The following is a 15,748-nucleotide window of genomic DNA, read 5'->3' as shown; positions in this document are numbered from 1 at the left end:
CATATTTTCTTTAGAGCATCGCTGTGTATCAAATTGTGTATCAAATAAAAAAGCACTTACAATTTTTACATCGTAAGTGCCTGATAATCAAGTGGGAGTTGACGGGTTCGAACCGCCGACCCTCTGCTTGTAAGGCAGATGCTCTGAACCAGCTGAGCTAAACTCCCTTTTTTGCCCTTCTGCTGTTGCGTTTGGGAGTGCAAATATAAGTGGCTAAATGAGCATTATGCAAGCGTCTGCCCGAAAAAAAACTAACTTTTTTGCAAGTGGTTGATAAACAGTGGGGGTTTTATTCAAAATTTAAATACAACGTTACCGAATGGCTTGTTAGCTTATTGATCCCGATACCAGCCGAGTTTGTGCTAGGGTTATAGAGATTAACGAGACCGTGGGAGAAGCGCAATTCGGGGGCAAATTTGAAAAATTCGAAAAACTGCTCAAAGCCAATGCCGTATTCAATAGCAAAGTCCATGGTACCTGTACTTAGCTTGCTGGCGCCTTGCAACTCTTTCCGACGGACATTACTCTCAATGCTGAACGTGCCGCCCGCCAGTAAATACATTCGCGTGTTGTTCCGTCGTTCGGATTTATACTTGAGCAGTACCGGAAAGTCAATCCAGGTCGATTCCCGCGTTTCGGTTTTTGACGTGCCACCCGGATAGTCGTAATGTACCTCACGACTGAAGAGTGATACGGAAGGGGTGAATCGTAAATCGAAACGGTCGTCCAAATAAGCGTTGACTGATAAGCCAACCCGGAAAGCGGGTTTGTTAGGCGAGTAAATTCGGTAAGCCGAATCGGCAGATAGAAACGTCGGACTATGGCCAACGCTGAACCGCGTGACAGGAGCTGCAAAGAAAAATCCGTAATGAATCGTCTTGTCGTCGTAGCGTTCGAGGTGTTTACGGACGTATTTGTACGATTGTCCGTTTGCCTGATTATACCCCAGTATACTAATGAACAAAACAACGCTAAATCGTGCCGATAATCGAATGCAACGGTTTAACAGGGCTAAGCCAGCTTGTGGCCTATGTAAATTGACGCAACGCCGAAGGTGAGCGGTATCCATTTAGTGTTCGTAAAGCCAGCCTTTTCATAAATACGCAGAAAGTCGGGACCGTCGGGGAAAGCCTGCACAGATTCGGGCAGGTAGGTATAGGCCGAAGAGTCTTTGCTTACTGCGCGCCCAATGAGTGGCAGAATGGTTCGGGAGTAAAAACTGTATAGTTGTTTAAACGGAAACTGACGCGGATTCGAGAATTCCAGCACTACACACACACCACCTGGGCGCGTTACGCGGTACATATCGGTTAAGCCTTTAAGCAATGTCTCGAAGTTGCGTACACCAAATGCAACGATGACAGCATCGAAATCATTGTCTGGCAGAGGCAAACCTTCTGAATCGCCCAGACGCATTTCGATAATCTGATCGACGCCACGCTTTTTCATCTTATCGCGTCCAACAGACAGCATGCCTTCCGAAATATCCATGCCAATGATTTTTTCCGGCTTGAGCGTCAGCGCTTCCAGAGCAAAATCGCCAGTACCGGTAGCAATATCCAGGATGCGTTTAGGGGGGCTGGCGGCAGCTTTACGCAATTCACGTATCGCTCGTTTACGCCAGAGGATGTCAATGCCACCACTTAATACATGATTCAGTAAGTCATATTTCGGTGAAATACTATCGAACATCTCCGCCACCTGTTCACGCTTGGAGGTGTCTTTATCTTTATAAGGGACTACGGCCATTTTTAAAGAGTGAAAGAATGAATGAGTGAAAGAGCGAATGTGTAGCGTCTTTTATTCGCTCATTCATTCTTTCACTCTTTAAGACAAAGGTAATGCCATAACGGTTGGTTTCTGGCGAAAGTTTGGCATTTAGGCGGGCAATGTGTAGTTTCGACTTAATGCTATGTGCTCATATACAACTTGATTCGCTATGCCCTCTTTCTTTTTCTTAACCTTGCTGGCACTTAATTCATTCGTGGCTCAGCCGTCTGATGGTGATGACCCTATTGCTAAAAAAGCGCGAAAAATCCACCAAAGCGTGCTGACGCTAGATACCCATGCTGATGCACCGATTATGATGCAGAAGCCAGGCTTTGATGTAGGTGCTTCGCATGATACTAAACGCGATGGATCGCAAATTGACTTTCCCCGAATGAAACAAGGTGGCATGGATGCCATGTTTTTTGCTGTCTATACCTCACAAGGTCCGCGTACCGACGAAGGTCATGCTGAGGCTAAACGTAATGCCCTTAATCAGTTTGAATTGATTCATCAGGCACTGAAAAAATATCCTAATCTGGCTGAATTGGCCACAACCCCAGCCGATGCTTATCGAATAAAGAAAGCTGGTAAGCGGGCTGTTTTCATTGGGATGGAAAATGGCTATCCGGTTGGGAAAGATTTATCGCTCCTCAAAACTTATTATGATTTAGGTTGCCGGTATATTACGTTGACACACTTTGCCAATAATCTCATTGGCGATTCATCAACCGATCCGGATGGTCCAATGTATGGCGGGTTGAGTGATTTTGGGAAACAGGTCGTACCTGAAATGAATCGGCTTGGTATCTTAATCGACGTATCACACGTGGCCGATAGCACCTTTTACGATGCGTTGGCTCTCTCGAAAGCGCCTGTTATTGCCTCGCACTCCAACTGCCGCGCGCTCTGCGATTTTCCCCGCAACATGACCGACGATATGATCAAGGCTATTGCCGCCAAAGGGGGAGTCGTACAGGTGAATTTTGTGAGCGACTACCTGAAAAAGCCATCAGATGCACATCGGGCGGCTAAAACCAAAATTCGTATGGCGCAGGTGGGTAAAGTAACTACGCCTGAAATGGATGCCAGGATGGCGGCCATGAGCGATTCGGTTGCAAAGGTATACGCATCGGAGCGGGCTAGCCTAGCCGACATTGCCAATCATATTGATCACATCGTTAAAATTGCGGGTATCGATCACGTGGGCATTGGCTCTGATTTCGATGGGGGCGGGGGCGTAAATGGCCTGGAAGATGTAAGCCAGATTGAAAACCTAACGGCCGAACTCGTTCGCCGGAAGTATTCAGAAGCCGACATTGCTAAAATCTGGGGTGGCAATTTGCTGCGCGTGCTGGGTCAAGCCAAGGTGAGTAAGTAAGTAGTTAGTTGACGGTAAAAAATAGACAGGTTCATCTTTAGCACGATATAGACCTATTTAATTGGTCTGTTAGTGTCATAACTGCAAACCTTGTTTCTCCGATGAACCGTACCGATTTCTTGAAAACGTCTGCTCTGGCTGGGGCTACACTCATTACCGATCCAACTCAAGTTAGGGCCTTCATTACTCGTCAGCCTGCCCAGAAATACCGTACGGCGCTGGTTGGAACAGGCTGGTGGGGAACGAACATCCTACGTTGCGCAGTGCAGGCGGGTGAATCGAAAGTGGTTGCGCTTTGTGATGTGGATACGCGTCAACTCAAAAAGACAAGTGATGAACTAGCGAAACTCACATCTGATAAACCCAAGCTTTATCGGGATTTCCGCGAAATGCTGATAGCCGAAAAACCGGAAATCGTCATCGTTGCTACACCTGACCACTGGCACCCGCTCATTGCTATTGCGGCTATGCAGGCCGGAGCGCATGTATACGTCGAAAAACCCATTAGCCATACCATTAACGAAGGAAAAGCGATGGTACGAACGGCCCGGCAAACAGGCAAGATTTGTCAGGTTGGAATGCACCGGCGTGTGTCGCCCCACAATGTATCTGGTAGAGAATTTATAAGATCAGGGAAGGTTGGGAAAATTGGTATGGCGAGGGCATTTGTGCATTATGCCGGTGGTGCGGGTCAACCCACACCTGATAGCGAAACTCCTCCCGAAATTGACTGGAACATGTGGTGTGGGCCAGCCCCGCTACATGCCTATAACACAGCGATGCACCCCAGAAGCTGGCGTAATTTTCTGAATTATGCGAATGGTACACTTGGTGACTGGGGTATTCACTGGATGGATCAGATTTTATGGGTAACCGAAGAAAATCATCCGCGCAAAGTATATTCGACTGGTGGGCGAGCGATCAAACAAGATAATAGTGATGCGCCCGATCATCAGGTTGCCACCTTCGAATTTGAGAATTTTACTGCCGTTTGGGAACACCGGACATTTGGCGGCAACATGGCGGAGAAAACGCATCCACAACAAGCCGTGGGTGTTTATTTCTACGGAACGGAAGGAACATTCCATATGGGCTGGCTGGACGGCTGGACGTTCTACCCATCAGACCCGAAAAAACCAATCGTTCACCAGGACCCTCAACTAGATAAACCCGATGATCAAAATATTGCACTACTGTGGGCTAACTTCCTGAGCAGCATTAAATCCAACAAACTACCCGTTTGTGACATTGAAATCGGTCATCGCTCTACCAACATGGCGCTACTAGGTATGCTAGCGCTCAAACTAGGACGTAGCGTTGAGTGGGATGGCAAGCAGATTCCAAATGACCCTGAAGCAAATAAATTGCTCAGTCGGGCGTATCGGGGTGAATGGCAGTATCCTGTGTAATAAAATGCTAGGTCAAAACTTCCCGAAAAGTCAGACTTTCGGGAAGTTTTATCAACCCCTTTTTGGGGTGACAGTCAAAAACAGAAAATTACATTAGATCCAATGTATAGCCCTTCCAGGCCGTTTTTTGCTCTGATTGTATTGTGAAATCTATTCCCTGGTGAACTTCCGTTTGTTCATCTGGCAGCTTGTGATGTTTACTCCAGTAAGATTTTATATATGAGACGGCACAGGTAAACAATCGTTGTGTATAGGCAATCTTTTCGTCACCAGTCATATTCCATGAACTATCTGAGCCGACTATGTGAATTTTCTGTCGTATTAAGGAGTCATGCGTTTTATAGTAAAATAAGATATCTGTGACGTCACTATCAGGATTAGTTGGTACAGCCGTGGTAAAGGTGAGTATGGGCATTGTGAGTACATACGATGGGATGGCTGGAAAGGTAGGAGTTTATTCCTCAATTTCCGCTAAACTCACCAGAGCTAATCGTTAAATATTGGTTAAGCTGACCAACCCATAAATACTTAAGCCCAGCCACTGAATGGCCGGGTTTTTTGTGCCTCCTAGGTCTGAGCAAGGGCGACTTATAATTTGCTAGTCACTGCGACCTGATTTAGCTTAGTACGCTAACTCATATAAATCCTTGTTCGAAACAGATTCAGACTTCGCAAACCTGTCCAACACAAGTTTGGCAAAAGCTACTTTATCCGATTTTCGGTACTGACTCGGAGTCTGCCTACCGGAAGGAGCTTTAAAGTCTTGACTGACCTGTTCACACATCGCCCACAGGTTAGGATTCATTCTGATTTTGTATTGCCTAATTGGTGTGTCCTCGGCAAACCAAAGATCGATGACGTTCTTTGTCGATAATTTTACTATAGCACCCATACTGTATGTATTGGTAAAAAAGAACAAATGTTTAATTATTTAATGATAAAATTAAATATTTAATGAAAATATAATGAAAACCTTGCCGCATGGCCTATTTTAGACGTTCCCTTTGCTCTGTCTAACAGCCCCTTTTTCAGGTATTTGTAACGATTAATAACGGGCCCAGGCTATTCATTTTCATTGATTATAACTGAATACAATAAGAATGCCAGTAAACTAAAACGCGATGTCAGTAGATAAACTGACATCGCGTTTCTGGGTATAAAACAATGGCCTCTTAGTTAACTTTCCTTAGCTTACTGGGGTCATGGGGTAGGGGTTAAATAGTTAATGCTGGAAGTGCCCATCGTTTTTGATAGTTTTTTAACTAATTCATTCAGCACTATGAATCCACTCTTTTCGAGACCGCTACCAGAGCCTTTATAGGCCAACGGCACGTTGGTATACTGATGCCCCAAAATTTCGGCTTCTCCCTGCCCCCTAAAAACAGCGATATTACCCTGGACCGTAACAATCACTTTTATTGAAATAGCCTCACCCATGTTTTTATATTCTGTTATTAAATAATCATTGTCCTTACCCGACTGGGCAATAAAAAAACCCGCTGATTCGAGTCTAAAGGAAATTATATCAAACAGAGTGGAGTCGGATAATGTGGAAGATATTTCAATCCGGGTTGCCCCTTTAGGAATATTTACTTTTTGTGAATAGCCAATAATGGCAAAAAATAGGAATAGAAGAGTATAGAAGCCAGTTTTCATGGAAGTAATGGTTTCTGGCAAATATAATGTATGCACTAATTGGTACAATCTGAATGCCCTGATTCACCCGCCACTATCCCTCTTTCATACTAAAGGAAGTTGTTGTCATATATATAGTATAATTACCTATATTTCTTATATTGCTTTTGACTTAAGTATAATTGGTTAAACGGAGGAAACGCCAGTCTCGTTGAGGCTGGCGTTTTTTAATTCTATATTAATGAGTCCGAACTTATCAACCTGTAAGTTGCACAGTCAATATTACATGTCCTTTGGGACATTAATGGTGTGGATAGAAACGGAAACGCTGACTTCACTTGGGGTCAGCGTTTTTTATATTCAACGTATGGCCATTCAATTAACATACGCGCCCACCCCGTCAATAAATTGCCCGCTACATTTCAAGTTGTTTATTTTGGTTTCGCTTGTACCATTTACCAGGGGGCAAGCTATTATGGGTTAGCGAGAAAGTGCTGGTGTTCTTGGTATCAGCATTTTTTGTGACTATATTAATATCCTGCTATCTAAGCAATAGTACTTACCCATAATAGCTTATAGCCAATTGAGCTATGTATGCATAGGCGAACCGTTTTGCAAAGTCTGATGATACTTCCTACGCTTTCATTTTAGGAGCAGACCAACCAAACTATTAACTCTTTACCCATGTCGATCCAATTGCTGCGGCATGCCACATTGGTCATTCAGTTAGGGCCAAATAAATTGCTGATTGATCCAATGCTTTCGGCGAAAGGAGCACTTAAGCCAGTAAAAAATGCCCGAACTTCCGACCGGATCCCGATGGTCGATGACACCTCTAAATGATGAAGACTGGTCAGCATTAATTAACCAGATTGACGCTGCTCTGGTGACTCATACCCAACGCAGTATAGTGCCTGCCGATGGGCAACTCATGCATTTGTCTTAACTGACTGGTTATTAATAGAATAGGATAGCGACAAGCCGAAAACGAGATGAAGAAATGAAGCACCCTCCGCTAAATAATTTGATTGGAGGCATTGACGCGTATTACATCAAAAAGGCGATTTGTGTAAACCAAGACGTAAACTAATAAAAAAAGCACTTACATTTTACGTGTAAGTGCTTGATTATCATGTGGGCCAGGCAGGGCTCGAACCTGCGACTTACTGATTATGAGTCAGGCACTCTAACCGACTGAGTTACAAGCCCATTGCTGATTGATTGCTCGGATTCAGCGATGCAAATCTAGGGATTTTTTTGACAGGATCACAGGATTAAGAGGATTTTTGAACTACAGACCGGTTAATTCGTAGCGACGACCCGGTCGTAATTCTGTCTGCACTATCTTTGCTTAATGGCAACGCCCAACAAGAAGAAAATTCTCAATGACCCTGTTTATGGGTTTATTACCATACCGACTGAACTACTTTTTGATTTAGTTGAGCATCCGTACTTTCAGCGACTACGACGCATTAAGCAGCTAGGACTGTCGGAATATGTATATCCTGGGGCGTTGCATACCCGCTTTCACCACGCGTTAGGGGCCATGCATTTAATGGGACAGGCCATGAGTACATTACAAAGTAAAGGCCATGCCATTTCCAGTGAAGAATGTGAGGCTGCCCAGATCGCTATTTTACTGCATGATATTGGCCATGGACCGTTTTCGCACGTACTGGAGTGTTGCTTGCTGGACGATGTACCGCACGAGCATATTTCGCTAATGCTTATGCAGGACCTCAATCAGCAGTTTGGAGGAGCGTTGACACTGGCCATCCAAATGTTTGAGGGTACTTATAAGCGTCCATTTTTCCATCAGCTCATTTCGAGTCAATTGGATATGGACCGGATGGATTATCTGAACAGGGATGGGTACTATACTGGCGTAGCCGAGGGAGCCATTGGTGCTGAGCGCATTATTAAAATGCTTGACCTGGTCGATGACCAATTAGTGGTAGAGGCAAAAGGTATACTTAGTGTCGAAAATTTTCTGAACGCAAGGCGATTGATGTACTGGCAGGTATACCTGCACAAAACGTCGATTTGCTGCGAGTCGATGTTGATTCAGATTTTACGTCGAGCTCGTTTTTTGAGCCGACAGGTAAATAGTGAGCCGGTTTTTGCTTCCGATGCGTTTCGATTATTTCTGCGGGAAAGTGTATCACTGACTGATTTTCAGACGAATCATAAATACCTCGATGCCTTCACCAAACTAGATGACTTTGATGTTTGGGCGTGCATAAAACAGGGAGCATCTCATTCCGATCCGGTACTGTCAATGCTTTGCCAAATGCTGCTTGACCGGAAACTATTTAAAATTCTGTTGTCGACCGAACCATTTGCGGGTGAATTGTTAACCCAACTCGAAAGTCAATTACGACAGACGGGGATGCCCGCTGATTGGCTTTCCTATTTTCTGGTAGAAGGTCAGGCAACGAACGCAGCTTACCTGCCGTCGGGTGATCGTATTGCTATTAAATTGAAAACAGGAAAGGTAATAGATATTGCCGACGCATCGGACCTGTCGAATATTCAGGTTTTAACCAATATCGTTCGTCGATACTACGTTTGCTGGGCGAGAAATTTAGCTTTTAGTAAAGAGATGGAGTGAGTAGAGTAGGTGTGGTTAGTTGACTCCACGCTACTTACTTCCCTAATTTTACCCATTTCATTCACGCCCCCTACTTCACTTGCTGCACTAATTTCACCTACTCCACTCACGCTACCTACTTCACTTACAGAACAAATTGCGGAAAAGTGCAATTTGTTAGCTACCTTAGCGGCCTTATTTCCCGCTAATGGTGGGTGTTTTGCGACGGCAGTCATAAAATATATGAAGTTTACAGTTAAGCAGATTGCTACACTGCTGGGGGGCGAAGTTACCGGAAACGATACGCTGGAAATCACCGGTTTAGCTAAAATTGAAGAGGGGAAGGCAGGCGATATTTCGTTTCTGTCCAATCTCAAATACGAACCGCACTTGTACACTACCCAGGTGTCAGCTGTGATTGTTGATCGGTCGTTTGAACCTAAAAAGCCGGTTTCGCCTACGCTAATATTTGTAGAAAACTCCTACTCGGCCTTTACACAATTGCTGGAGGAATATCACAAGCAACTGATTTTTGCCCGAGTTGGTGTAGAACAGCCATCTTATATCGGCGACGATAGTCAAGTAGGAGAACAGGTCTATCGGGGAGCATTTTCCTATATTGGTCGGGGTTGTCAGATCGGTAAAAACGTCAAAATATATCCTCAGGCTTATATTGGTAACAATGTTTGTATTGGCGATAATACGATCATTCACCCGGGTGTCCGAATTTTAGACAACTCCATTATTGGGCAATATTGCGTCATTCACCCTAATGCTGTAATTGGCAGCGAGGGATTTGGTTTTGCGCCACAGCCCGATGGTACCTACAAAACAATTCCGCAACTAGGTAATGTCATTCTGGAGGATTTTGTGAACATTGGTTCAGGAACCACGGTAGATTGTGCCACAATGGGATCAACGATTATCCGAAAAGGCGCTAAACTGGACAATCTGATTCAGATTGGTCATAATGTTGAAATTGGCAAAAACACAGTTATTGCGGCTCAGACAGGTGTATCTGGTTCAACAAAACTTGGCGATAACTGTGTAATTGCTGGACAGGTTGGTTTTGCTGGTCACCTCAGTATTGCTAAGGGCACAAAAGTAGGAGCCCAGTCTGGTGTAGGGAAAAGTATTGAGGAGGAAGGTACAGCCATTAATAGTTCGCCTGCTTTCGGTTTGAAAGAAAGTATGCGCTCCTTAGCCGTTTTCCGGCGATTGCCAGAGTTGGACCAACGCTTGACTAAATTGGAGAAGAAAAACGAAAAACAGTCGTAAATGAGTCGTCACCGGGTTACCGGAGCAGTCGGCAGTCAATGGTCGATTATAAAAAATAACTATTGACTAAAGGCTCTTGACTATTGACTAACATAATGAATACCAAACAACAGACTATTCAGAAATCCATTTCGGTATCGGGGGTAGGTCTCCATACGGGCGTTCAGGCGACGATGACATTTCTGCCAGCGCCAACGAATCATGGCTATAAATTTCAACGAGTCGATCTACCGGGTCAGCCCATTGTGGATGCCGACGTGGATAACGTTGTGGACCTCTCCCGCGGAACAACCATTGAACAGAGTGGTGCTCGGATTCATACGGTCGAACACACGCTGGCCGCATTGGTTGGTTTGCAATTAGACAATGTCCTAATCCAACTGGATGGTCCCGAGCCGCCAATTATGGATGGCTCTTCTATTCAGTTTATCGATGCACTGCGCGAAGCCGGTATCGAAGAACAAAATGCCACACGCAATTACTTCGAGGTAAGCGAATACGTTCATTACCGGCTTCCCGAGAAAGATATTGAGCTGGCTGCGCTGCCCTTGAACGATTACCGGATAACGGTGATGGTTGATTATAACTCACGGGTTATCAGTAGCCAGCATGCCTATCTGAACGATATCAGCCAGTTCCCGGAGCAGATCGCGAATTGCCGTACGTTTGTGTTCCTGCATGAGCTGGAGGCACTCTATAAACAGAATCTTATTAAAGGAGGTGACCTCACGAATGCCATCGTTATTGTAGACCGCGACGTGCAGGATGGAGAATTGGATTACCTGGCCGATTTGCTCCATAAGCCAAAAGTGAGTGTGAACAAGCAGGATGGTATTCTGAATAATATCAAACTGCATTACCCGAACGAAATGGCTCGCCATAAACTGCTCGACGTAGTGGGTGATCTGGCGCTGATCGGTCGGCCAATAAAAGCGCAGATTCTGGCTGCTCGCCCTGGGCATGCGGCTAACGTGGCGTTTGCTAAAAAAATCAAGAAACTTATTCAGAAAAATGCGGCCAATCAAGTGCCGCAATACGATCCGATGCAACCACCTGTGCTGGATATTAATCGGATTTCGCAGTTACTGCCGCACCGCTATCCGTTCCAAATGATTGATAAAATCATTGCCTTAGATGAGAATAGTGTGGTGGGTATCAAGAATGTGACCATGAATGAGCCGTTCTTCCCTGGTCATTTTCCCGGCAATCCGGTTATGCCAGGTGTAATGCAACTTGAGGCAATGGCACAAACGGGTGGTATTCTGGTTCTTAGTACTGTGCCTGATCCAGAAAACTATTGGCCGTTTTTGGTAGGGATTGAGAATTGTCGATTCCGGCGCAACGTTTTACCTGGCGATACCGTAATATTCAGATGTGAGTTTACCTCTCCTATGAAACGTGGTATTGTGAAAATGCAAGGCCGCGGCTACGTTGCAAACCAACTGGTATGCGAAGCTGATATGATTGCCAGTCTGGTAAAGAAAAAATGAGTTGTAAGTGGTAAGTGATCAAGTTCTATCATGATTTGATAGTAACTGCTTACTACTTACGAACTTACAACTTACAACTGTTGAAATGATTCAACCATTAGCCTATATTCACCCTGAAGCGAAAATTGCGCAGAATGTGGTGATCGAACCGTTTGCCATTATTCACAAAGACGTTGAAATTGCCGAAGGGTCCTGGATTGGTTCACATGCGGTGATCAATGAAGGTGCCCGCATTGGCCGCAACTGTAAGATTTATCCAGGAGCGGTTATTTCATCGACTCCGCAGGATTTAAAGTTCAACAACGAATATACCCGGACATACATCGGTGATAATACGACGATTCGCGAATATGCTACCATCAGCCGGGGAACGGAAGAACACTGGAAAACTGAAATCGGCTCAAACTGCCTGATTATGGCCTATGCTCACGTAGCCCACGACTGCCGAATCGGTAATCATTGCATCATTACCAACAATGTGCAGATGGCGGGCCATGTGCATATGGGTAACTGGGCAATTATTGGTGGGTCGAGTTCAGTACTACAATTTACGCGAATTGGCGCCCATGTCATGATTTCTGGTGGTTCATTGGTGCGTAAAGATGTGCCTCCTTTCACGAAAGCGGCCCGCGAGCCACTTTCCTATACCGGTATCAACTCAATCGGCTTGCGTCGTCGGGGATACGAGAACGATAAGATCAACCAGATTCAGGAAATCTACCGCTATATCTACATGCGCGGCCTGAATAATGCCGATGCGCTAACACAGATCGAGTTAGAGTTGCCGCCGTCTGATGAGCGCGACGAAATTGTCAATTTTATTCGTTCGTCGGAGCGCGGAATTATGAAAGGTCCGACGTCTCACGGAGAGCGGGAATAAGTTTAGTAGATAATCAGTGCTGCCACTACCGTGGTCTGTGTCCCCACAGGCTATTTAACCGGATGGTAACTATTGCTGACGCAGCGGTGGTCTGTGGGGACACAGGCCACGGTGACGGAGTGCCGCCATGCTAACCATCGAAGCCAATCAATTAGGCAAAAAATACCGGAAAGAGTGGATTTTTCGGCGCGTTGATCTTACCCTCACCGCCGGAACGAGCTATACGTTTGTAGGGCCGAATGGCAGTGGAAAATCGACACTCCTGCAACTGCTGGCAGGGAGTTTACCCATTACAGAAGGCAAATTAATATACCAACTACAGGGCCGTATTATTGACCCTGACGACTGGTTTCGACAGATAAGCATAGCCGCTCCCTATCTGGAATTAGTCGAGGAGCTAACCTTAGATGAACTGCTGACGTTTCATCAGACATTTAAACCGTTTAAGGCAGGGTTGACGCCCGAAATTATCGCCGATCAACTTTTACTTTCCCACGCCCGGCACAAAGAAATCAAGTACTTCTCGTCGGGGATGAAGCAACGCGTTAAACTAGGGCTGGCGTTTTTCTCAGACTCACCGGTCGTTATCCTCGACGAACCTACCTCAAATCTTGACCGCCAGGGAGCCGATTGGTATCAGGAACAGGTACAACAACTTATCGATCCCTCGAACCAAACGCCCCAACTCCTATTAATCGGTTCTAACCAGCCCGACGAATACGATTTCTGTCCTCATGTGATTGATATAACACAGTGGAAATAGAGGTACCAGTAAACGTGTTCGTGCTTATGTGCCCCTAATGCCAGTGTTTATGCCTCTGCCCGCAACACGTCCAATGGCGGTCTTGTTAGTACGTCGCGACTGTTGAAGACACCAATGAGAACGGTAAGAACGGTTACCACAATCGTAACGATAAGTAAGGGTATACCATCGGGTCGATAGGGAACTTCAAATACAAATCGAGCTAATGCCCATGTACCCACGATCGATAATAAAATTCCCGACAGGGCTGAGAGTAATCCTAGCAAGCCATATTCCACAACGGTGATGCTTAAAATTTGCTCCCGGCTGGCACCCAACGTCCGAAGCAATACACTTTCGCGCAGACGCTGGTATTTGCTGATAACCACCGAGCTGGCCAGTACTAATAGGCCTGTTAGAATGCTGAACAGAGCCATAAACTGAATCACGAACGAGATTTGTGCCAGAATTTCATCGACTGTTTTCAAAATCAGGCCAAGGTCAATGGCTGACACGTTCGGGAAGCGACTGACTAATCCGCGCTGAAGTACAGCTGATGTTTTATTATCGGGTACCCGTGTCATTAGTACATGAAACTGCGGAGCCTGTTCCAGAACACCTGACGGGAAGACAACCAGAAAATTGGTCTGTACCCGATTCCATTCAACTTCCCGCGTACCGCCTACGATGGTTTGAATCGGGGCCCCCTGTACGTTGAAATTTAAGGTGTCGCCGAGTTTAAGGTGCATTCGGTCGAAGAAGTCTTTATCAATAGATACATACGCATTGCCGTTTTCCTGATAAGGCGCTTTGCCAGCTATCAGTTTCTCTGACGATATCAACGAGTCGCGGTAGGTGACACGGTATTCGCGGGTGAACGCCCACTTCGGGGGTCTGGCCGATGTATCTTTTCGAATGGATTCATTGGTTTTTCCATTAATGTCTGACAGGCGCATCGTAACAATGGGCGCTTCCTGTAAAATAGGTAGTTTCTGACCAGTCACTAATGCTCGCACGCCCGCAATTTGCTCATTTTGAATGTCGAACAGCACCATATTGGGCTGCTTGCCACTACCCGATAATTCTACCCGACCGAGCAGCAAACCCTGTGTAAGATAGAGCGTTGCAATCAGGAAAGCGCCCAAACCAATGGATGTTACGAGGATAAGGGTCTGGTTATTGGGTCGATAAAGATTGGCTAAACTCTGCCGCCAAACATAACTCCATGATGTCGGGAAAAAGCGACGAACGAGCCAGATCAATCCTAATCCAAGAGCCGTTAGAATACCGAACGCCACGGTTAAACCAGCTGTAAAGCCGATGGCTAGCATCAGGTTTTTTGTCTGTAGATAGGCAAATCCGACAATGAAACCGAGGACGAGCAAATAGACTAACCACCGTAGCGGGTCCCGGCCACTCAAGTCATCTTCGTACGATGTTCGCAACGTTCGCAAGGGTGAAACATTCCGAATAGCCAATAATGGTAGAAGGGAAAATAGTATAGAGATTAGCAATCCCGTACCAATGCCGCCCAAAATCGCCGGTCCCGACAAAGCTGTTTCGACCGTAATCGGTAGGAAATTGCCAAATACTCGTGGTAATACCAATTGCACGACTGAGCCAACCAATGCACCAATTGTTGCACCAATCAGGCCCATTAATGCCGTTTGAAGCAGATAAATCAGAAATGCCTGCCGTCCACTGGCACCAAGTGTTCGCAGAATAGCGACCGACGTTACTTTCTCTTTTACGTATAATTGAACCGCACTGGCGACCCCTACGCAGCCGAGCAATAAAGCTACAAACGCAACAAGGCTTAAATATTTGGTGAGATCGGCAAAGGAACGGCCAGTTTGTTTTTTACGCCCATCGACGGTGTCGTAATTTACGCCTTCCTTATCTAGTCGGGCCGAAACCGTTTTCACGAATTTCTCAATATCTGTGCCAGGCGCAAACTGGTAATAGTATTTATAAGCGACGCGACTACCCCGTTGCAATAGACCCGTATTAGCCAGAAACTGATTGGGCACAAAGACTGTAGGTGCAACGGTCGCAGCAATGGCGGCTTGTCCAGGTGTTTTAGTAACGCGGCCGGCAATCAAAAATGACAGATTGCCTACTTTAACCGAATCGCCAACCTGAGCGCCCAGTTGCACCAAAAGTCCATCATCAACTAAGGCCACGCGATCAGCAGCCTGTCGGAACGTTTGAATGGCGGATGTAGGCTGTACTTCCCAAGTTCCGTAATAGGGGAAATTACCCTGCAATCCTTTCACCTGTGCTAATCGGACTCCCCCAGTTTTGGGTATGGATACCAGCGACGCAAAGGAAACTTCATACGCCCGATCTCGACCCGTTGTTTTAAGTAACTGTTGCGTTTTAGGCGAAGGCGCACGTGACCAGGAAACCGTAAGATCCGCCCCAAGGAGCTCGCGGGCCTGATCGTCTATACTTTGAGCAAGGTTATCCCCAAAGGAATTTATAGCGACCAAAGCCGCAATACCCAGCACAATGGCCGACATAAATAAGAGTAATCGTTGGCGGCTCCGGCGACTGTCGCGCCAGGCCATACGGAA

At 45.9% G+C, this 15,748-nt stretch carries 12 protein-coding genes and 2 tRNA genes; 8 read left to right on the top strand and 6 right to left on the bottom strand.

The window, feature by feature from the left end:
* Nucleotides 1-92: 92 nt before the first annotated feature.
* From GO755_RS38020 to ubiE, 3 genes are all read right to left on the bottom strand, one after another.
* Nucleotides 93-167: transfer RNA gene (locus GO755_RS38020), tRNA-Val, on the bottom strand.
* 122 nt (nt 168-289) lie between these two features.
* On the bottom strand, nt 290-1,069 hold the full coding sequence (porT, locus tag GO755_RS38015; protein WP_157590672.1) for a type IX secretion/gliding motility protein PorT/SprT: 780 nt from the start codon (nt 1,067-1,069) through the stop codon (nt 290-292).
* On the bottom strand, nt 1,012-1,749 hold the full coding sequence (gene ubiE / locus GO755_RS38010; protein WP_157590671.1) for a bifunctional demethylmenaquinone methyltransferase/2-methoxy-6-polyprenyl-1,4-benzoquinol methylase UbiE: 738 nt from the start codon (nt 1,747-1,749) through the stop codon (nt 1,012-1,014). Before ubiE ends, porT begins: the two co-directional genes overlap by 58 nt.
* Before the next feature lie 190 nt (nt 1,750-1,939).
* Between ubiE and GO755_RS38005 the strand changes: the two genes are divergently transcribed.
* Both GO755_RS38005 and GO755_RS38000 read left to right on the top strand, forming a co-directional pair.
* Nucleotides 1,940-3,148, top strand: a complete 1,209-nt coding sequence (locus tag GO755_RS38005; protein ID WP_157590670.1) for a dipeptidase — start codon at nt 1,940-1,942, stop codon at nt 3,146-3,148.
* 101 nt (nt 3,149-3,249) lie between these two features.
* On the top strand, nt 3,250-4,557 hold the full coding sequence (locus tag GO755_RS38000) for a Gfo/Idh/MocA family protein (RefSeq protein WP_157590669.1): 1,308 nt from the start codon (nt 3,250-3,252) through the stop codon (nt 4,555-4,557).
* Nucleotides 4,558-5,757: 1,200 nt separating this feature from the next.
* Here the strand turns inward: GO755_RS38000 and GO755_RS37995 are convergent.
* Complete coding sequence (locus GO755_RS37995) at nt 5,758-6,213, bottom strand: hypothetical protein (RefSeq protein WP_157590668.1); 456 nt, start codon at nt 6,211-6,213, stop codon at nt 5,758-5,760.
* 663 nt (nt 6,214-6,876) lie between these two features.
* Between GO755_RS37995 and GO755_RS37990 the strand changes: the two genes are divergently transcribed.
* The gene (locus tag GO755_RS37990; protein WP_157590667.1) at nt 6,877-7,035 is read left to right on the top strand and encodes an MBL fold metallo-hydrolase; all 159 of its coding nucleotides are present in this window, start codon (nt 6,877-6,879) and stop codon (nt 7,033-7,035) included.
* Between the two features lie 292 nt (nt 7,036-7,327).
* On the opposite strand, the gene GO755_RS37985 is transcribed toward GO755_RS37990, so the two are convergent.
* Nucleotides 7,328-7,401 (bottom strand) — tRNA-Ile (locus GO755_RS37985).
* 145 nt (nt 7,402-7,546) lie between these two features.
* Between GO755_RS37985 and GO755_RS37980 the strand changes: the two genes are divergently transcribed.
* From GO755_RS37980 to GO755_RS37960, 5 genes are all read left to right on the top strand, one after another.
* Nucleotides 7,547-8,803: an HD domain-containing protein gene (locus GO755_RS37980; protein WP_157590666.1), complete on the top strand. Its 1,257-nt coding sequence runs from the start codon at nt 7,547-7,549 to the stop codon at nt 8,801-8,803.
* Nucleotides 8,804-9,025: 222 nt separating this feature from the next.
* Complete coding sequence (gene lpxD, locus GO755_RS37975; RefSeq protein ID WP_157590665.1) at nt 9,026-10,060, top strand: UDP-3-O-(3-hydroxymyristoyl)glucosamine N-acyltransferase; 1,035 nt, start codon at nt 9,026-9,028, stop codon at nt 10,058-10,060.
* Between the two features lie 95 nt (nt 10,061-10,155).
* Nucleotides 10,156-11,550, top strand: coding sequence for a bifunctional UDP-3-O-[3-hydroxymyristoyl] N-acetylglucosamine deacetylase/3-hydroxyacyl-ACP dehydratase (locus tag GO755_RS37970; protein WP_157590664.1), 1,395 nt, complete (start codon nt 10,156-10,158; stop codon nt 11,548-11,550).
* A gap of 85 nt (nt 11,551-11,635) precedes the next feature.
* Nucleotides 11,636-12,430 (top strand): acyl-ACP--UDP-N-acetylglucosamine O-acyltransferase, encoded by a 795-nt coding sequence (gene lpxA, locus GO755_RS37965; protein ID WP_157590663.1) that lies wholly within the window; start codon nt 11,636-11,638, stop codon nt 12,428-12,430.
* A gap of 127 nt (nt 12,431-12,557) precedes the next feature.
* Complete coding sequence (locus GO755_RS37960) at nt 12,558-13,193, top strand: ABC transporter ATP-binding protein (RefSeq protein WP_157590662.1); 636 nt, start codon at nt 12,558-12,560, stop codon at nt 13,191-13,193.
* Between the two features lie 47 nt (nt 13,194-13,240).
* Here the strand turns inward: GO755_RS37960 and GO755_RS37955 are convergent, their stop codons facing one another.
* Nucleotides 13,241-15,742, bottom strand: coding sequence for an ABC transporter permease (locus GO755_RS37955; protein ID WP_157590676.1), 2,502 nt, complete (start codon nt 15,740-15,742; stop codon nt 13,241-13,243).
* Between the last annotated feature and the right edge of the window lie 6 nt (nt 15,743-15,748).

The sequence above is a fragment of the Spirosoma arboris genome (assembly GCF_009754945.1).
Taxonomy (GTDB): domain Bacteria; phylum Bacteroidota; class Bacteroidia; order Cytophagales; family Spirosomataceae; genus Spirosoma; species Spirosoma arboris.
The sequence above is the reverse complement of the archived record's forward strand: the minus strand, read 5'-3'. Positions and strand labels throughout refer to the sequence as shown.